The 17,595-nt window shown below is 64.6% G+C and carries 15 protein-coding genes and 1 tRNA gene; 5 read left to right on the top strand and 11 right to left on the bottom strand.

Annotation, left to right across the window (positions count from 1 at the left end; genetic code table 11):
• Positions 1-137: 137 nt before the first annotated feature.
• The 6 genes from F757_RS0127800 to fdxA all read right to left on the bottom strand — a co-directional run bounded on the left by F757_RS0127800 (position 138) and on the right by fdxA (position 3,543).
• Entirely contained in the window at positions 138-467 is a 330-nt protein-coding gene (locus tag F757_RS0127800; RefSeq protein WP_027214239.1) for an AzlD domain-containing protein, read from the bottom strand.
• Positions 464-1,228: an AzlC family ABC transporter permease gene (locus tag F757_RS0127795; protein ID WP_051376881.1), complete on the bottom strand. Its 765-nt coding sequence runs from the start codon at positions 1,226-1,228 to the stop codon at positions 464-466. Before F757_RS0127795 ends, F757_RS0127800 begins: the two co-directional genes overlap by 4 nt.
• 49 nt (positions 1,229-1,277) lie before the next feature.
• Positions 1,278-2,108, bottom strand: a complete 831-nt coding sequence (locus tag F757_RS0127790) for a helix-turn-helix transcriptional regulator (protein WP_027214237.1) — start codon at positions 2,106-2,108, stop codon at positions 1,278-1,280.
• A 135-nt stretch (positions 2,109-2,243) separates the two neighbouring features.
• A complete protein-coding gene (locus tag F757_RS0127785) occupies positions 2,244-2,744 on the bottom strand; it encodes a CreA family protein (protein WP_027214236.1) in 501 nt (166 codons plus the stop codon).
• Positions 2,745-3,028: 284 nt separating this feature from the next.
• A tRNA-Asn gene (locus F757_RS0127780) sits at positions 3,029-3,104 on the bottom strand.
• Between the two features lie 115 nt (positions 3,105-3,219).
• Positions 3,220-3,543, bottom strand: a complete 324-nt coding sequence (fdxA, locus tag F757_RS0127775) for a ferredoxin FdxA (protein WP_006052862.1) — start codon at positions 3,541-3,543, stop codon at positions 3,220-3,222.
• A 329-nt stretch (positions 3,544-3,872) separates the two neighbouring features.
• Between fdxA and pncB the strand changes: the two genes are divergently transcribed.
• The 5 genes from pncB (at position 3,873) to F757_RS0127750 (ending at position 9,930) form a co-directional block, all read left to right on the top strand.
• Positions 3,873-5,069 (top strand): nicotinate phosphoribosyltransferase, encoded by a 1,197-nt coding sequence (gene pncB / locus F757_RS0127770; RefSeq protein ID WP_027214235.1) that lies wholly within the window; start codon positions 3,873-3,875, stop codon positions 5,067-5,069.
• 210 nt (positions 5,070-5,279) lie between these two features.
• Positions 5,280-5,942, top strand: a complete 663-nt coding sequence (locus F757_RS0127765) for a LutC/YkgG family protein (RefSeq protein WP_027214234.1) — start codon at positions 5,280-5,282, stop codon at positions 5,940-5,942.
• A gap of 77 nt (positions 5,943-6,019) precedes the next feature.
• Positions 6,020-7,450, top strand: coding sequence for a sodium:proton antiporter (locus tag F757_RS0127760; protein ID WP_027214233.1), 1,431 nt, complete (start codon positions 6,020-6,022; stop codon positions 7,448-7,450).
• A 54-nt stretch (positions 7,451-7,504) separates the two neighbouring features.
• Positions 7,505-8,494, top strand: coding sequence for a 2-hydroxyacid dehydrogenase (locus tag F757_RS0127755; protein ID WP_027214232.1), 990 nt, complete (start codon positions 7,505-7,507; stop codon positions 8,492-8,494).
• Positions 8,491-9,930: a DNA recombination protein RmuC gene (locus F757_RS0127750; protein WP_027214231.1), complete on the top strand. Its 1,440-nt coding sequence runs from the start codon at positions 8,491-8,493 to the stop codon at positions 9,928-9,930. The genes F757_RS0127755 and F757_RS0127750 overlap by 4 nt, the downstream gene beginning before the upstream one ends.
• 170 nt (positions 9,931-10,100) lie before the next feature.
• Here F757_RS0127750 and F757_RS0127745 read toward each other — a convergent pair whose 3' ends face one another.
• The 5 genes from F757_RS0127745 to F757_RS0127725 all read right to left on the bottom strand — a co-directional run bounded on the left by F757_RS0127745 (position 10,101) and on the right by F757_RS0127725 (position 17,082).
• A complete protein-coding gene (locus F757_RS0127745) occupies positions 10,101-10,376 on the bottom strand; it encodes a hypothetical protein (protein WP_006053283.1) in 276 nt (91 codons plus the stop codon).
• 98 nt (positions 10,377-10,474) lie between these two features.
• Positions 10,475-11,776, bottom strand: coding sequence for a molybdopterin molybdotransferase MoeA (gene moeA / locus F757_RS0127740; RefSeq protein WP_027214230.1), 1,302 nt, complete (start codon positions 11,774-11,776; stop codon positions 10,475-10,477).
• Positions 11,777-11,836: 60 nt separating this feature from the next.
• A complete protein-coding gene (mobA, locus tag F757_RS0127735; protein ID WP_027214229.1) occupies positions 11,837-12,475 on the bottom strand; it encodes a molybdenum cofactor guanylyltransferase MobA in 639 nt (212 codons plus the stop codon).
• Positions 12,476-12,484: 9 nt separating this feature from the next.
• Positions 12,485-13,594 carry a GTP 3',8-cyclase MoaA gene (moaA, locus tag F757_RS0127730; protein WP_027214228.1) on the bottom strand — a complete coding sequence of 370 codons (1,110 nt, stop codon included), beginning with the start codon at positions 13,592-13,594 and terminating at the stop codon, positions 12,485-12,487.
• 185 nt (positions 13,595-13,779) lie between these two features.
• A complete protein-coding gene (locus F757_RS0127725; RefSeq protein ID WP_027214227.1) occupies positions 13,780-17,082 on the bottom strand; it encodes an Rne/Rng family ribonuclease in 3,303 nt (1,100 codons plus the stop codon).
• Between the last annotated feature and the right edge of the window lie 513 nt (positions 17,083-17,595).

Below are 17,595 nucleotides of genomic sequence, written 5' to 3'. Positions count from 1 at the left end.
CAAGGGCAAGGGCAAGGGCAAGGGCAAGGGCAAGGGCAAGGGCAAGGGCAAGGGCAAGGGCAAGGGCAAGGGCAAGGGCAAGGGCAAGGGCAAGGCAAGGGCAAGGCAAGGCAAGGGCAAAGCCAAGCCCAAGGCCTCTAGCGGAGCACCACGCCTTGCCAGACGAAAAACACCGTCAGCCCGATGGCGATGGTCACAAGCGGCCGCCGCGTCAGCGCGCTCGCCACGACAGCGGCCAGCGCGCCGACGAGTTGCGGATTGCGCCAGGTCAGCTCCGCGCCGGCGTCGGCGCCATGTGGCGAAACCGCCATCGGCACGATGATCGCCGTGAGCACGGTGACTGGCACAAACCCAAGCGCTGTTCGCACCAGTGGCGGAAACACCAGCCTGTCGCCGAGCACGAAGACGGCCGCCCGTATCACCCACGTGATGAGCGCCATGCCGAAGATGAGAATCACATAATTCATCGCGACGCCTCCGCCGATCGACGCCCGCGCCGGGAGCGCAGGGCCGGCGCCGACAACACGACGCCGACGGCGACACCCGCGAACACCGCGGCAAGCAGACCGAGTTTGTACGGCCACGCCTGCCACAGGAAGGCGAGCGTGCCCGCTGTCGCCGCAGCCGCAATGTAGCGCACCGCTAAAAGTTGCGGCACGACGATCGCAATGAAGGTTGCAACCATCGCGAAATCGAGCCCGAGCGATTGCAAGCCGGGGAACGCCGCGCCGAACAGCAACCCGCCCACGGTCCAGCACTGCCAGTTCAGATACATGGCGAGACCTGCGCCGAAGAAGTAATGCGGGCCGACCGTGCCCGGCTCGCGGTTGCGGTAGTGTTCCCAGGCGACGGCGAACACCTCGTCGGTGAGGAGTGCGGCGAGGGCCCAGCGCCAGCGCGCCGGCAAATGCGCGACATGCGGCGCGAGCGTCGCGCTGTACAGCACGTGACGCAAATTGACGACGAATGTGGTCGCGAGGGTCACGGCGAAACTCGCGTGACCGGCAATCAGCCCGAGCGCGATGAACTGCGCGGAGCCGGCGAATACGACGAGCGACATCAACTGGCCCTGCCACAACTGCAGCGGGCCGGACGCCACGAGCGTGCCGTAGATGACACCGAAGGGCGCCGAGCCGATCATCATCGGGATGATGTCGCGGGCGCCAGCGGTGAATTCCTTCAAAGGTTTCGACGGTGTCAAGATTTGCCTCCTTGAGTCGGGAAGCATAGCGGGCGGCCCACGGCAGGGCTTGTACGTTCTTGCGGGGGAGCGAAGCTCAGGTTCCCTGCCAACGTCCCGGCGGCACGCCGAACATGCGCCGGAAATGGCGCGTGAAGTGGCTCTGGTCGGTAAAGCCGCTAGCGGCCGCCACCTCGGTGACTGGCACGCCCGCGCGCAGCGGTGCGAGTGCGCGTTGCAAGCGCACCTGATTGCGCCACGCGTGCGGCGGCAGGCCGGTGCTCCGGTTGAACAGGCGCGCCGCGTGGAAGGGCGACAGCCCGGCGGCCCGCGCGAGTTCTGCGAGCGTGACAGGTTCGAGCAGGTCGCCCGTCAGACGCTCTTTCATCATCGCGACGCGGATGTCGTCAGTCGCGGCGTGAGAGGGCTCCGGCTGCGTCTCTCCGTAGCGCACGAGCAGCGTTGACAGTGCGTCGAGCAGCGCGGCTTCGGCGGCGAGCGCATCGGTGCCGGCTTCGAGCAGGCGGTGTGCGTTCGCGAGCCGCGCGGCGAGATCGGGATCGCGGATCACACCCGGCGCGAACCACGGCTGCGGCTGCGGCTTACCGGCGACTTCGTTAGCGAGTTCGTGGATGTATGGGACGGGCGCATACATCACCCGATAGCGCCAGCCGGCCTCCACGGCCTTCGAGCCGGTGTGAAGCTCGCCCGGATTGATGATCGGCACGCCGCCTGCTTCGGCGACATAGTCCGAGCCGCGATAGCGGTAACCCTCGGCGCCCGCGACGATCACCGGGATCGTGTACGCGTCATGCCAATGCGGCGCGAATTGGTGGTCGTGATATTCGGCCGTGAGCAGATCCGCGCCGGGCAGAAGCGGCGTTCGCCAATATCGGGCGGAATTGCGGAAATGATGGACAGCGGTCATGGCAGAGCTCTCGCACAGCCGCTCAGTTTAGCGCGGCACGGCTGACGGCGGCGCGGCCATGCGTGCTGCGCCGCTACACGCGACGTGCGCTTTCCCGTAGGGCGCAGCTCGGCTGCCCAATATCGTCCGGTGTGCTTACCTGAGCGGAATCGTTGTGCCGGCCGGCATCGGCACGGCGCTGACGCTGTTCTTCGCGCTGCCGCTTACCACCCGGTCGCTGTAAGTGAGATACACGAGCGCGTTACGTTTGGTGTCCACCACGCGCACCACGTGCAACGCCTTGAAGATCAACGACATGCTGACGGAGAACACATCGGCTTGCTGCTTCAGCGGACCGCTGAAATGGATCGCGCCGACCTGGCGGCACGCGATGGATGCCTCGGTGGGATCTTCGGCGATACCCAGCGTGCCTTTGACGCCGCCCGTCCGTGCGCGCGACACATAGCAGGTCACACCTTGCACGAGCGGATCGTCGTAGGCCTCGACCACCACGCGGTCCGAACCCGTGATGCGGAAATTCGTGTTGACGCTGCCGACCTCTTCGCCGTGCGCCAAAGGCGTGAACACGGTGGACGCGACTGCAAGCGCGGCGGTAAGCGTGGCTGAAAGGGCGATGCGCAGAGGAACGAGTTTCATGAAAGTGCCGACTGGGGAGCGAGGGGTGCGCGGGCAGGGCGGTTGCGCACTGCGAAGCCGCCATCGTATACCGCCTTGGACTCGCGCGACGAACGCGCATAGCGGCCCGTGCACCAATGCGGCGGAACGGGAATGGCAACGGTGAATCAACGCGATCTCAGAACAGAGTAGCCAAGCCGTGCTGCGGCGAGCGCATCCCGTCAACGCGCGTCGCATGACGCCGCACAAGTGCAGTTGCAGCGCACAAAAGAAAAGGCCCGCACGGATGCGGGCCTTTCGAATTCTGGCTCCTCGACCTGGGCTCGAACCAGGGACCTACGGATTAACAGTCCGGCGCTCTACCGACTGAGCTATCGAGGAACAGAACAACAACAGCAGAGAAACGAAATTGTAGGAGCAGGTTAGGCGCCTGTCAATACCTTGGCTTCATCTCAAATTGATTGGAGCGCGCAGGGTGGGTGACAGGCTGAGGCGCTCAGCGCACCAGCAGCGCGAGCTTTTCCTTGACGTCCTTGAACTCGTCGGCTTCCGGCAGCGGCGCCTTGGTCTTCGTGATGCTCGGCCAGTTCTTGGCGAGATCCGCATTCAGCTCGATGAAGTTCTGCTGGTCGCCCGGCACGTCTTCTTCGGCATAAATGGCGTTTACCGGGCATTCGGCCACGCACACGGCACAGTCGATGCATTCATCGGGGTCGATCGCGAGGAAGTTGGGACCTTCGCGAAAGCAGTCCACCGGGCACACATCGACGCAGTCGGTATAGCGGCACTTGATGCAGCTCTCGGTCACAACGTGAGTCATTCAGGCAGCTCCTGCATGCGGAATCAGGGAAGGCGCAAACGCCAAAAGCGCTATTGTAACGTAACGTCAAGAGGCGCATGCAGCATCGCGTCATGCCGTTTATATGTTTTCGTGATTAGTTTATTGCGCGAGCAATGAGTAACAGGCGAGTAACCCGCGAGTAACCCGGGAGTAACCGGCGCGGCCGGGACGGCGCCTGCTGGACGCGCGTTGAAGCCTGAAGGGCGGCGCATTCGGGTAACATGCGTCAAGCCGGCGCGCACGAGGCGCGCCATATGCATGGGTTGAGTCAGGCCTTCCGTACCTCCTGCGGTCCAGTTCGCACCATCATGATTATTACTTCGCTGCTCGACACCGATCTGTACAAATTCACGATGATGCAGGTGGTGCTGCATCACTTCCCGGCGGCCAACGTCGAGTATCGCTTTCGTTGCCGCACGCCCAACGTCGACCTCGTGCCGTACATCGGCGAAATTCGCAACGAGGTGCGCAAGCTCTGCGAACTGCGCTTTACCGACGACGAGCTCGACTACCTGCGGCGCATGCGCTTTATCAAGGGCGACTTCATCGAGTTCCTCGCGCTCTTTCATCTGAACGAGAAGTACATTTCGATCGAGCCGTCGCCAAAGAACAACGGCGAGATCGACATCGAGATCAAGGGCCCGTGGCTGCATACGATCCTGTTCGAGATCCCGATGCTCGCGATAGTCAACGAGGTCTACTTCCGCAACACGCAACAGGAACCGGACTACAGCGAAGGTCGCGGGCGCCTCGTCGAAAAGATGAAACTTCTTGGCGCGCGCCCCGAATTTGCCGACTGCAAAATCGCCGATTACGGCACGCGGCGCCGCTTTTCGAAAGAGTGGCACGAAGAAGTCATCCTCACCCTGAAGGACGGGTTGGGCGAGCAGTTCGCCGGCACGAGCAACGTGTTCTACGCGATGAAGCACAGCCTCACGCCGCTTGGCACCATGGCGCACGAGTATCTGCAGGCATGTCAGGCGCTCGGCCCGCGGCTGCGCGATTCGCAGATTTTCGGCTTCGAAATGTGGGCGAAGGAGTATCGCGGCGACCTGGGCATTGCGCTGTCCGACGTCTATGGCATGCAGGCATTTCTGCGCGACTTCGACATGTACTTCTGCAAGCTGTTCGACGGCGCGCGTCACGACTCGGGCGACCCGTTCGACTGGGGCGAGCGCCTGCTCAAGCACTACGAGGCGAACCGTTGCGATCCGCGCACGAAGATCCTGGTGTTTTCCGACGCACTGGACATTCCCAAGGTGCTGCAACTCTATGAGCGCTTTCGCGGCCGCTGCAAGCTCGCGTTCGGCGTGGGCACCAATCTGACCAATGATCTCGGCTACAACCCGTTGCAGATCGTCATCAAGATGGTTCGCTGCAACGGGCAGCCGGTGGCCAAGCTGTCGGATTCGCCGGGCAAGAACATGTGCGAGGACAAAGCTTATCTGGCCTATCTGCGCCAGGTGTTCGGCATCGCGCAGCCTGAGGAAGAGGCGGCGAAGTAGCACCCCGCAAAACGCACGACGAGCACACGCGAAGCGCAGGCAGTAGCGCAGGCAATAGCGCAGGCAATAGCGCATCTCTCGCGTGTGCGACGTGCTCCTATGCCGTCCGGCCAGGGTGTTCGCGCGGAGGGCGGCCGGTATAATTCCCCGACATGCAAGGCTTGCATATCGCACGGCTGTCGACACGAGGACTCTCGAGGACTTTCGCATATGGACACATCGACTGCCCGCCGCAACATCCTGGCGCGCATCCGCGCGGCGCAAGGCCGGGAGCCTGAGCCCTCCGCGTCCGAGCGCGAGGCTGCGGCGGACTACCTTGCGCGCCATCCGCAGGGACCGCGCCCGGACATGCCGCTTGACCTGACCGCGCGCTTCATTGAAGAAGCGCAAAAAATGGCGACCACCGTGGACACGGTCGAGTCGCTGGCCGACGTGCCGGCCGCTGCGCACCGCTACCTGGTTCAACACGCGCTGCCTTTGCAAGCCATTGCGTGGCAAACGCTGCAGGATCTGCGCTGGATCGACGCGGGCCTGACTGTCGAATTTCGCAAGCCGCGCGACGGCGACGTGGTGGGCCTAACCGGCTGCTTCTGCGCCACAGCTGAGACCGGCTCGCTCGTGCTGCTCTCCGGGCCGCAGACCTACGCATCAGCCGGTCTGCTGCCGGAAACGCACATTGCAATCGTGCCGGCTTCGCGCATCGTGTCAGGACATGAAGAAGCATTTGCGTTGATCCGCAGGGAGCGGGGCGAGCTTCCGCGTGCGGTCAACTTCGTATCGGGACCATCGCGCACCGGCGATATCGAACAGACCATCGTGCTGGGCGCGCATGGTCCTTACCGCGTGCATGTGATCGTCGTGCTCGGCGCCTGAGCCGCGCGGCGGGTGGTTCTGAGCGGACCGGCCGGTCCGCGCTTTTTATCGCAATTCAAAACAGGAACTTCCAGAATATGAATCGACGTGCCGTGCCGTCGAGCATGGTGCTCGCGGCTGTACTCATCTTGACGAGTTGGCCTCAGCTTGCCTGCGCTGCCACTCTGAACGGCGCTTCGCTATCCGTGCTTTGGGCACTGCCGTTTGCCGGCGTGCTGCTCTCTATCGCAGTGTTTCCGCTTGTTGCGCCGGCTTTCTGGCATCACCATTTCGGCAAGATCGCAGCGGCGTGGGGACTCGCGTTTCTCGTGCCGTTTGCTTTTGCCTTCGGCCCGAATGTCGCGTTCGGCACGCTCATGCATGCCTTGCTCGAAGAATACGTTCCCTTCATCGTGCTGCTGACCGCGCTTTACACGGTCGCGGGCGGGATCTGCGTGCGCGGTAATTTGCACGGCACGCCGCGCCTGAACGCATCGATTCTCGCGCTCGGCACCTTACTCGCGAGCGTAATGGGTACGACCGGCGCGGCCATGCTGCTGATCCGGCCGTTGCTGCGCGCGAACGACAATCGCCGGCATGTCGTGCACGTGGTGATCTTCTTCATCTTTCTGGTGGCCAATGCCGGCGGTTCGCTGTCGCCGTTGGGCGACCCGCCGCTCTTCCTCGGCTTTCTGCAGGGCGTCGACTTCTTCTGGACCACTACGCATCTCGCGCTGCCAATGTTGTTCGTTTGCGGCGTGCTGCTGATCGCGTTCTATTGTCTCGATTCATATTATTTCCATCGGCGGGAAGAGGAACGCGCGCGGTTTCTGGACCCGACGCCCGACTCGCCCGCGCTCGGTATCGACGGCAAGATCAACTTTGTTCTGCTCGGTGCGGTTGTCGGCCTCGTGCTGATGAGCGGCTTGTGGAAGCCCGGCGTGAGCTTCGACGTGTTCGGCACCCACGTGGCCTTGCAAAACGCGGTGCGTGATGTCGCGCTGATCTGCGTCACGTTGCTCTCTCTCGCGTGGACTCCGCGTGCGGCTCGCGCGGGTAATGACTTCAACTGGGCGCCAATGGAAGAAGTCGCGAAACTTTTTGCCGGCATCTTCGTGACAATCGCGCCGGTGATCATGATGCTGCGCGCGGGGGAGGCCGGTGCGTTTGCGGGCGTGGTCCATCTCGTCAACGATTCCGCTGGGCAGCCGCACAACGCCATGTACTTCTGGGCAACGGGCCTGCTATCTTCGTTTCTCGACAACGCGCCCACGTATCTCGTGTTCTTCAACCTTGCCGGCGGCGACGCCGCCTCGCTCATGACCAAGGGCGCCACCACGCTTGCCGCGATCTCGGCGGGCGCAGTGTTCATGGGCGCGAACAGTTATATCGGCAATGCGCCGAACTTCATGGTCAAGGCCATCGCGGAGTCGCGCGGTGTGCGCATGCCGAGTTTTTTTGCTTATCTGGCCTGGTCGGGGGCGGTGTTGTTGCCGCTTTTTCTCGTCACCGGCTGGCTGTTTTTCTGACACTGAGCTTGCTGCCGAGGCCGTCGAACTCGACACGCTACACGGAGAATTGCAATGCAGAAGATACTCGTCGCCCGTCCGATCTTTCCCGACGTGATCGAACGGCTTCAACGGTATTTCGACGTCGACTGGAATCAGGGCGACGTGCTGTCCGCGCAGGAGTTGAAGCGCCGCCTCGCCGACAAGGACGGCGCGCTGACGGCAGGCGACCCGATCGGCGCCGATGTGCTTGCGGCTGCGCCGCGTCTTCGCGTGGTGTCGAACATGGCGGTGGGCTACAACAACTTCGACATGGCTGCGTTCAACGCGGCAAACGTGCTCGGCACGAACACGCCCGACGTATTGAACGAATCGACCGCGGACTTCGGCTGGGCGCTGATGATGGCCGCAGCGAGGCGCATTGCGGAATCGGAGCACTGGCTGCGCGCCGGCAAGTGGCAGAAATGGTCGTACGACGGCTTTCTCGGCAGCGACCTCTACGGCTCGACATTGGGCGTGATCGGCATGGGCCGCATCGGCCAGGCGCTTGCGCGGCGCGCGCGTGGCTTCAACATGCAGGTGCTCTATCACAACCGTTCGCGCGTCGCGCCGGAAATCGAGGCCGAACTGAACGCCGAATACGTATCGAAGCAGGATCTGTTGCGGCGTGCTGATCACGTGGTGCTCGTTCTGCCGTACACCAAGGAAAACCATCACACGATCGGCGCTGCCGAACTGGCGCTGATGAAACCCACTGCCACGCTGACGAATATCGCGCGCGGCGGCATCGTCGACGACGCCGCGCTCGTCGAGGCACTCCGTGCAAGGCAGATCGCCGCGGCCGGGCTCGATGTGTACGAGGGCGAACCGAATCTGAACCCGGACCTGCTTACAGTGCCGAATGTCGTGCTGACGCCGCATATTGCCAGCGCAACCGAAGCGACGCGCCGCGCGATGGCCAATCTTGCCGCCGACAACCTGATCGCCGCTCTCGGCGAAGGTCCGCGCGCAGGCCAGCCGCCCAATCCGATCAATGCGGAAGTCATCGGCCGGGCGCGTGCATGACGATGATTCTGGTGGCAGCCGTCGCCGTGCTGGCGGTCGCGCTCGTGCTCGCCGTGGCCTTGCTGATGCGCGGCCACGGCCGCGCCGACGAGCAGGAACAGTTTGAACTGCTGACACAGCGCATCGACGCGGCAGCCGATGCGCAGGCACACGCGTACGAGCGTCTTGAGCGGCAGTTGCGCAATGACATTGCCGAGACGGCGCGCGTGTCGCGCACCGAGCAAAGCGGCGGCTTCGCGCACTTTCAGCAGACGCTGGCCGCGCAATTTGGCAGCATGACGACCGTGCAGGCCGGCAAGATCGACGGCTTTGCGCAACAGCTCGACGCAGTGCGCCACAGCCTGCAGCAACAGGCGCAGCAGGCGCGCGACGAACAGGGTCGCTCGCTCAAGCAGTTCGGCGACACGCTCAGCCTGCAACTCGGGCAACTCACCGAGGCGAACGACCGGCGCTTTGCTGAAGTTCGCGCAACCATCGAGCAGCGGCTCAAGGACATCGAGTCGAATAACGCCAGCAAGCTGGAGGAAATGCGGCGCACCGTCGACGAAAAGCTGCATGCCACGCTCGAACAGCGCCTCGGCGAGTCGTTCAAGCTGGTATCCGACCGGCTCGAGCAGGTGCATCGCGGACTCGGCGAAATGCAGACGCTCGCGGCCGGCGTCGGCGATCTGAAAAAGGTGCTGACGAACGTCAAGACGCGTGGCACGTGGGGTGAGGTGCAACTCGAAGCGCTGCTCGAGCAGATGCTCACGGCGGATCAGTATGCGAAGAACGTGGCCACGGTGCCGAAGAGCACGGAGCGCGTGGAGTTCGCCATCCGCTTGCCGGGACGCGCGGAGGCGGGCGGGACGGTGTGGCTGCCTGTCGACGCGAAGTTCCCGCGTGAAGACTACGAGCGCCTGATCGACGCGCAGGAACGCGCCGATCCGCTAGCGGTGGAAGAAGCTTCGCGTGCGCTGGAAGCACGGATTCGCGCCGAGGCGCGCAGCATCGCCGAAAAATACGTGGCGCCGCCGCACACCACCGACTTTGCGCTGCTGTTCCTGCCGACCGAAGGGCTATACGCCGAGGTGCTGCGTCGGCCGGGGCTCTCCGATCTGCTGCAACGCGATTATCGCGTGACCATTGCCGGGCCGACTACGCTCACCGCGCTGCTCAACAGTTTGCAGATGGGTTTCCGCACGCTTGCAATAGAGCGGCGCTCGAGCGAAGTGTGGCAGGTGCTCGGGGCCGTCAAGACGGAGTTCGGCAAATTCGGCGACGTGCTCGCGAAGACGAAGGCACAGCTCGAAACGGTCACCCGCTCCATTGAGGCAGCGGAAACGCGCACGCGAGTCATGAACCGCAAGCTGCGCGAAGTGGAGGCGCTGCCCGGCGAAGAGGCAAATGGCGTAATGGACGGCGTGTTGCCGGGTATCGAGCCCGACGAGCAGTGACGCGGGCCGCCGCGCGTGCATGCGGAGGCGGGGCGCTAAGTCCAACATGAACGTTGGCGTCAACCTTGGTGTCAACGTCGGCGGCAAACCTTGGCGTCAGCGTCGTGTCACCGACTCCTCGCCGGCCCGGCCCGCCGGCGCAGCAATAACGGTCCGCTACCGAAGCCGCGTCAAGCCTCTTCCGGCGCGTCGGTCAACTGAATCTCAATGCCGCCGAAGCGCGATGCGACCCAGTTGTATGCATGGCAGGCAATCCACAGCAGGATAAAGCCGAGAATCGCATTCAACAGCAGTGCGCTGAACACAGTGCTCAGTTCGACCGAGCCGTAGCGCACAAACGCCACCAGCACGCCCAGCAGCACGATAGGCACGGAAAACGTCAGGTAGACGAGGATGAGTGCTTTGGCCGTTTGTCCCGGTGCAATGAACGAGATCTGTTTTTTCATGTAAGTCAAACCCGCGTGTCGTAGTGGTAATGGGTAAAGCAAAACGTGCAAAGCGTGAGCGCGATAGAAGCGCCGCGCCGTGAAAACTTGTGAAACAGCTAGATCAGGCCGTGGAACAACATGATACTGACGCGTTCGCCCTCGCCAATGTCGCCTTCTTCATGGCCGAGCACGATGAAACAGTTGGCCTCGCTCATCGAACTGAGCACGCCCGAGCTTTGCGAGTCTGTCGGCATGACCTGCCACTCGCCGTTGGCGTCCTGGGTGGCGATGCCGCGCTGAAACTCGGTTCGGCCGGGTCGTTTGCGGATGGACCGCTGGCTCGCGGCGTGAATCACCGGCAGCGCCTGCGGTGTTGCGCCCGAGATGAGCAGCAGCACGTCACGCACGATCTGATAGAACGTCACCATGACTGCCACCGGATTGCCCGGCAGTCCGAAGAATAACGCAGGCAGCCCGAGACCTGGCCGCTCGCCGGACCAGATGCGGCCAAACGCAAGCGGGCGGCCCGGGCGCATGGCGAGACTCCAGAACGCGACGTCGCCGAATGTCTGCAACAACTGCCTCGTGAAATCCGCTTCGCCAACGGAGACGCCGCCCGAGGTCAGCACCACGTCCGCGCTCGCCGCGGCGGTGCGCAGGGCGGCCTCGAGCGCGGCGGGTTCGTCACGGATCACGCCAAGGTCGAGCGTGTCCACATTCAGGCGCCGCAGCATGGCGAACAGCGTATAGCGATTGCTGTCGTACACGCAGCCCGCGTCGAGCGGCTCGCCAAGGGAGCGCAATTCGTCGCCGGTCGAAAAGAACGCGACGCGCACACGCCGCCGCACATTGACCTCGCCGATTCCGAGCGAAGCCAGCAAGCCAAGGTCGGACGCGCGAATCACGCGGCCGGCGCGCAACGCCGGATGGCCGCGAGCCAGATCTTCGCCGGCGCGGCGCCGGTTGGCACCGGCCACTACGGCGTCGGCGGCAAAGCGGATAGAGGTGGAATCGGCGCTGCGCTCCACCAGTTCTTGCGGCACCACGGTGTCGCAGCCGCTCGGCATGCAGGCGCCCGTCATCACGCGCACGCATTGTGCGGCTTGCACGTGGTCTGCGAACGGATGGCCGGCTAACGCCTTGCCCGCCACCGTCAGCTCGACGGACGGCGTGCCGTGTGCCAATGCGGCGCTGTTGAACGCATAGCCGTCCATCGCGGAGTTGTCGTGCGACGGCACGTCGATCGGCGAAACGATGTCCGCGGCGAGCACGCGTTCCAATGCATCGCGCAACGCCACGCGCTCGACGGCCGTGACCGGCGCCGCCCACTCGCGAGTGATCGCCTGAGCGGCCGAAACGGGCAGCGCGTGAGGATCGTACTGCGCGACGCAGCGGGAAAATTCGTTATGCGTGGTCATGAAGAAGCTGGACGTCGCGGCCGGTGGCGGAGTGCACTTGCCGTGCGGCGGAGCGGGATTTCAGCCGGGACCCCGAAGATGCTCGAGGTCGGCGAGTTCTTGTAAAGAATTGATATTGTAAAACGCGCGCTCGTCGGTAAAGGCGACTTCCACGGTCTTGTGGCGCGCGTACCACGCGCGCACCTTGCGCTCGCCGGCGTCGAGAAAGGCGGCGAGATCGTCGGCGAGACCGGTGCGCAGCAGCGCGCATACAGGATGCAGCGAAAGATTGCCTGCGGCGTCCGGGGCCGTGACGGTGGCGATGTCGGCACCGTTTGCCGCGAGCGCGTCCGCAAGGCGCGCAGCCAGATCTGCGGGCAGCCACGGCGTGTCGCACGGCGCGCTCAGCAGGTAATCGCTGTGGGCCGCGCGCAAACCGGCGAGCAGACCGGCCAGCGGGCCGGGGAATTCAGGCACTGTGTCGGCGACGATCTTTGCGCCGAACGGTGCGCCCAGTGCCGCGTAAACGTCAGGATGACGGTTGGCGCTGATCAGCAGCGCGCCGGTTTGCGGCGCAAGGCGTCTTAGCACGTGGACGGCGAGCGGTTCGCCACGCAGCGTTTGCAGGCCTTTGTCGACGCCGCCCATGCGGGTGCCGCGCCCGCCCGCGAGCACGAGGCCGGTAAGCTGGTCGCGTGTCGGTCGCCCGGTTGCGTGCATGCTTGCCGGTTATCCGCCGATATACGACATTTCGACGCGGCGGCCTGCCTGCGCGCCCGCGTCTGCCGCGTTGCTGCCGCGCAATTGCGAGTAGCGGTCGCTGCGGCCTTGCCAGATTTCGGCGACGGCGGTCGCGATGTCGGCGTCGCTCGCCCCACTGCGCAGCAACGCGCGCAGGTCGTGGCCCGCAGACGCGAACAGGCACAGGTACAGCTTGCCCTCGGTCGAAAGGCGGGCGCGCGTGCAACTCGCGCAAAAGGCGCGCGTCACGCTCGAGATCACGCCGATCTCGCCGCTGCCGTCTACGTAGCCCCAGCGCTGGGCCGTTTCGGCGGCGCTATGCGCTTCGAGGGGCGCCAGCGGAAAATGCTCGGCAATGCGCGCGACCACCTCGGCGGACGGCAGCACTTCCGTCATGTTCCAGCCGTTGGATGTGCCCACGTCCATATATTCGATAAAGCGCAGCACCGCGCCCGAGCCTTTGAAATGGCGCGCCATGGGCACGATTTCGCTGTCGTTCGTGCCGCGCTTGACCACCATGTTGACCTTGAGCGGCGCGAGGCCCACAGCCTGCGCGGCGGCGATTCCGTCGAGCACGTCGGCGACCGCGAAGTCCGCGTCGTTCATGCGGCGAAACAGGGTGTCGTCGAGCGCGTCGAGGCTGACGGTGACGCGCGAGAGCCCGGCGTCCTTCAGGCTGCGGGCCTTGCGCGCGAGCAGTGAGCCGTTGGTGGTCAGCGTCAGGTCGAGCGGCCGGCCGGCGGGCGTGGTGAGCTGCGCGAGCCGCTCGATCAGGAACTCGAGATTCTTGCGCAGCAGCGGTTCGCCGCCCGTCAGCCGGATTTTCTCGACGCCATGCGCGACGAAGAGCCGGGCGAGCCGTTCTATTTCCTCGAAGCTCAGCAGCGCGCTGTGCGGCAGGAACGCGTAGTCCTTGTCGAAAATGGCGCGCGGCATGCAGTAGACGCAACGGAAATTGCAGCGGTCCGTCACCGAAATGCGCAGGTCGCTGAGCGGGCGCGCGAGCGTGTCGTGCAGTACGCCGCTAGGCGTCTGCAGCGGGCCGGAGATGACCGGCGCCGCGCTAAGATCGGCAACAGGGATGATGCGTCGGGACATGGATTGCTTTGGTTGTGTCGAACCGGCAAGGCGATTTCTTCATTCTATCGGAAATGCCTGTTGTGGCTTGGCGACGGCAAGCACTGTCGGGGTTTACGGGGAGGGCGGCGGTAGGGGGGGCTGCGGTGTTCGGGCGAAAAAAAGCCCGCCGGTGAGGGCGGGCTTTTTCAGGCGGCGTCGCAGGGTTACTGCGGGTGCCGGCCGGTTTCCACCTGCTGCATCGGCGTGCTGTCGACCGGCGGCAACGGCTTGCGCTCGCGCACCGCGCGCGGCGGCTTCACCGTTTGGGCGGCGGCTTCCTGTGCGGCGCGCAGCTTGTTGGCGTCCGTGTTGACCCAGACGAGACCGGCTTTTTCCAGCACCGGCTTCAATGCTTCAGCCGAAACTGCGGCACTGAACGACACCTTGGCCGGTTCGGCTGCTTGAGGTGCTTCAGCCGGCTGCGGGGCTTGCGGGGCCTCAGCGGCTGGCGACGCGGCGGCCACGGCTGCCGACTCTGCCGCCGGCGCCACTGCCGCGACGACCGGCTTCGGCTCTACGATTTCCGGCTGCGGCGCAGGTTCGGCAGCCGGGACGGCGAACGCTTCAGCCGGAGCGGCCGGCTCGACCTGAGCAGCTTGAGCGGCCGGTGCGGCGTGCGCCTCGACGGCCGGCGTAGCCGCCGCTGCTGCTTCTTCGCGAACCACTGGCGCCACCAGCGATACCGTTTCAGCAGCCGCTGGTGCGGTCTGTGCAGGTTCGACGGGCGTTGCGGCTTGCGCGACGGGCACTTCTGCAACCGGTTCGACAACAGGCGGAGCCGCCGGCACTTCGGCGACCGGCACGACGGTTTCCGTCCTGGCTGCCTTTTCAGCGGCAAGAGCCGGAGTTTCGGTGGCGGCGTGCAATTCCGTGACGACAGCCTTCTCGGTCGCAACAGCGGCAACCACGACTTCGACCGGCGCCACTTCCGTGGCTGCGCTGACTTCGTTCGCTTCCGGCTTGGGTTCCGCGGGCAGTTGGGCGGCACGCACGGGCGCTTCTTCGCCGATGTCGGCGTTTTCGCCTTCCGCTTCGGCGACGTCCGCAGCCAGGTTGCCGTTCACGTCTTCTTCACGCTCACGACGACCGCCGCGACGGCCGCGGCGGCGGCGACGGCGCTCTTCGCCCTCGCGCGCGACCGCTTCCTGATCGGCGGGCGCAGCGTTTTCGGTCGCAGCGGTCTGGTTCACCGCCAGTTCGTCCGCGGTTTGCGTGTCGGCTTGCGTCAACGCATCTGCGGTTTCCGTCTGCTGCTTGCGACGCTCGCCGCGCTCGCCGCGTTCACGGCGCTCGCCGCGTTCCTGACGTTCGCCACGCGGTGCGCTTTCCGCCGTTTCGGCACGCTCGCCGCCGCGATTGTCGCGCTCGCGCGCTTCACGCGGCTCGCGCGGCTCGCGTGCCTCGCGGCCTTCGCGACCACCACGCGGTTCGCGAGCCTCGCGCGCTTCACGGGCTTCGCGGGCCTCACGCGGTTCGCGACCTTCGCGTGCTTCACGGCCCTCACGGCTTTCGCGCGGCTCGCGTTCCTCGCGACGCTGCGATGGCTGCTGGCCCTGACGGCCGCCATTCACACCTTCGCCGCGTGCTGCCGCATCGCGGCTGCCGGTGCCGCCACGACGATTGCGGTTGCGCTCGCCCCCGCGCTCGCCGGTGCGTTCACCACGTTCCGTGCGCTCGCCGCGCTGCGGACGCGCCTGCTTTTCCGGTGCAGCCGGTGCGGCAGGCGCCGGCGCGGCAGGCTGCATGCCGAACAGATTCTTCAACCAGCCGATGAAGCCGCCGGTAGCCGGCGCCACTGCGACCGGAGCCGGGGCTGCCGCAGGGCGAACCGGTGCGCTCGGCGCCGGTTTTTCTGGGGTAATGCCCTTGACCGCCGCTTCCTGCTTTGGCTTCACTTCCTCGGTGCGCTTGCTGTAGCCGGTTTCCGATTCCAGTTCGCGTGCCGCTTCTTCGGCCATCTTCCACGAAGCGCGCGGGTCGTCGAGGCGGGCGTCGTCGTGACGCAGACGCTCCAGCTTGTAATGCGGCGTATCGAGGTGCTTGTTCGGCACCAGCACAACGTTGACCTTGAAGCGCGACTCGATCTTGTTGATTTCCGAGCGCTTTTCATTCAGCAGGAAGGCGGTCACCTCGACCGGCACCTGGCAATGGATTGCCGCGGTGTTTTCCTTCATTGCTTCTTCCTGAATGATCCGCAGCACTTGCAGCGCGGACGATTCGGTATCGCGAATGTGGCCCGTGCCGTTACAACGCGGGCAGGTCACATGGCTGCCTTCCGACAGGGCCGGACGCAGGCGTTGACGCGACAGTTCCATCAGGCCGAAGCGCGAGATCTTGCCCATCTGCACGCGAGCGCGGTCGTGCTTGAGCGCGTCTTTCAGGCGCTGCTCGACTTCGCGCTGGCTTTTCGCCGACTCCATGTCGATGAAGTCGATCACGATCAGGCCGCCCAGGTCGCGCAGGCGCAACTGGCGGGCGACTTCGTCGGCGGCTTCGAGGTTGGTGCGCGCGGCCGTTTCCTCGATGTCGGCGCCCTTGGTGGCTCGGGCCGAGTTGACGTCGATCGCGACGAGCGCTTCGGTGTGATCGATCACGATCGCACCGCCCGAGGGCAGCGGCACCGTGCGCGAGTACGCCGTTTCGATCTGATGCTCGATCTGGAAGCGCGAGAAGAGCGGCACGTCGTCGTGATAGCGCTTGACCTTGCTGACGTTGTCCGGCATCACGATGTCCATGAAGGCGCGTGCCTGGTCATGGATTTCGGTCGTGTCGATCAGGATTTCGCCGATGTCCGGCTGGAAGTAGTCGCGAATCGCGCGGATCACGAGGCTCGATTCGAGATAAATCAGCATCGGCTGGCCGGCCGACCCGCTTTGCGACGCGGCTTCGATCGCGCGCCACAGTTGCATCAGGTAGTTCAGGTCCCACTGCAGTTCTTCGGCGCTGCGGCCAATGCCGGCCGTGCGCGCGATGATGCTCATGCCCTCGGGCAACTGCAGCTGCGCCATGGTTTCGCGCAGTTCCTGACGGTCGTCGCCTTCGATCCGGCGCGACACGCCGCCACCGCGCGGGTTGTTCGGCATCAGAACGAGATAGCGGCCGGCAAGCGAGATGAAGGTGGTGAGGGCTGCGCCCTTGTTGCCGCGCTCTTCCTTTTCGACCTGAACGATCAGTTCCTGGCCTTCCTTCAGCGCGTCCTGAATGCGCGCGGAGCGCATGTCGACGCCGTCGCGGAAGTACTGGCGGGCGACTTCCTTGAACGGGAGGAAGCCGTGGCGGTCTTCGCCGTAGTTGACGAAACAGGCTTCGAGCGACGGCTCGATGCGGGTGATGATGCCCTTGTAAATATTGCCTTTGCGCTGTTCGCGCCCGGCGGTTTCGATGTCGATGTCGATGAGTTTTTGCCCATCGACGATGGCGACGCGCAGCTCTTCCTGCTGCGTCGCATTGAACAACATGCGTTTCATTGAACGGCTCCAGAGCGGCTCGGCCGGCCTTCTCCCGGGTGTCAGGCCGGGAGGGAGGGCAGCGGCATGCCGCGCCTTATTGTGTTTTCACAAGCACGCTGGAGCGGGAAGAATGGCGGGAGAATTGCCTGGGAGGGCCCGGCCCATAGACGACGGGGCGCGATGCCGCAGGGCACATGCGAACACGGCTTCAAATAACGACCCGACACGCCGCGGGTTCTGCCGGCAAACCTTCATCAGCCCACAATCTCCTCGCCGGCGCCAACGGGGCGCGGGACCGGAGGGTCGAAGGCTGCGGTCATGCCGCAACGGGAAGTTCGCGCAAGCGGCGCGTCTTTTCCTGCTGGGGGTGTCTCGCCTCATTTTGACGTCGCCAAGTCTTGTACTTTCTACAAAACGCCATGGGCGCACGCCGTATTTTCGCAACCTGCAGCTTCGTACAGCAGGGCGGGAAATCGCCCAATCCGAAGCTGGAGGTTAAATTCTTTTTGACCAAAATTCCGTTACCGTCGA

The organism is Burkholderia sp. WSM2232, from assembly GCF_000472545.1.
Taxonomy (GTDB): domain Bacteria; phylum Pseudomonadota; class Gammaproteobacteria; order Burkholderiales; family Burkholderiaceae; genus Paraburkholderia.
Note: the sequence above shows the minus strand (reverse complement) of the source record. Positions and strands in the feature narration are given on the sequence as shown.

Coding starts and splice junctions, on each gene's coding strand:
- F757_RS0127800 (WP_027214239.1), bottom strand. CDS start 467: ATGAATTATGTGATTCTCATCTTCGGCATGGCGCTCATCACGTGGGTG.
- pncB (WP_027214235.1), top strand. CDS start 3,873: ATGATTATTACTTCGCTGCTCGACACCGATCTGTACAAATTCACGATG.
- moeA (WP_027214230.1), bottom strand. CDS start 11,776: ATGACCACGCATAACGAATTTTCCCGCTGCGTCGCGCAGTACGATCCT.
- F757_RS0127725 (WP_027214227.1), bottom strand. CDS start 17,082: ATGAAACGCATGTTGTTCAATGCGACGCAGCAGGAAGAGCTGCGCGTC.
- mobA (WP_027214229.1), bottom strand. CDS start 12,475: ATGCACGCAACCGGGCGACCGACACGCGACCAGCTTACCGGCCTCGTG.
- moaA (WP_027214228.1), bottom strand. CDS start 13,594: ATGTCCCGACGCATCATCCCTGTTGCCGATCTTAGCGCGGCGCCGGTC.
- F757_RS0127790 (WP_027214237.1), bottom strand. CDS start 2,108: ATGACCGCTGTCCATCATTTCCGCAATTCCGCCCGATATTGGCGAACG.
- F757_RS0127755 (WP_027214232.1), top strand. CDS start 7,505: ATGCAGAAGATACTCGTCGCCCGTCCGATCTTTCCCGACGTGATCGAA.
- fdxA (WP_006052862.1), bottom strand. CDS start 3,543: ATGACTCACGTTGTGACCGAGAGCTGCATCAAGTGCCGCTATACCGAC.
- F757_RS0127760 (WP_027214233.1), top strand. CDS start 6,020: ATGAATCGACGTGCCGTGCCGTCGAGCATGGTGCTCGCGGCTGTACTC.
- F757_RS0127745 (WP_006053283.1), bottom strand. CDS start 10,376: ATGAAAAAACAGATCTCGTTCATTGCACCGGGACAAACGGCCAAAGCA.
- F757_RS0127750 (WP_027214231.1), top strand. CDS start 8,491: ATGACGATGATTCTGGTGGCAGCCGTCGCCGTGCTGGCGGTCGCGCTC.
- F757_RS0127785 (WP_027214236.1), bottom strand. CDS start 2,744: ATGAAACTCGTTCCTCTGCGCATCGCCCTTTCAGCCACGCTTACCGCC.
- F757_RS0127765 (WP_027214234.1), top strand. CDS start 5,280: ATGGACACATCGACTGCCCGCCGCAACATCCTGGCGCGCATCCGCGCG.
- F757_RS0127795 (WP_051376881.1), bottom strand. CDS start 1,228: ATGCTTCCCGACTCAAGGAGGCAAATCTTGACACCGTCGAAACCTTTG.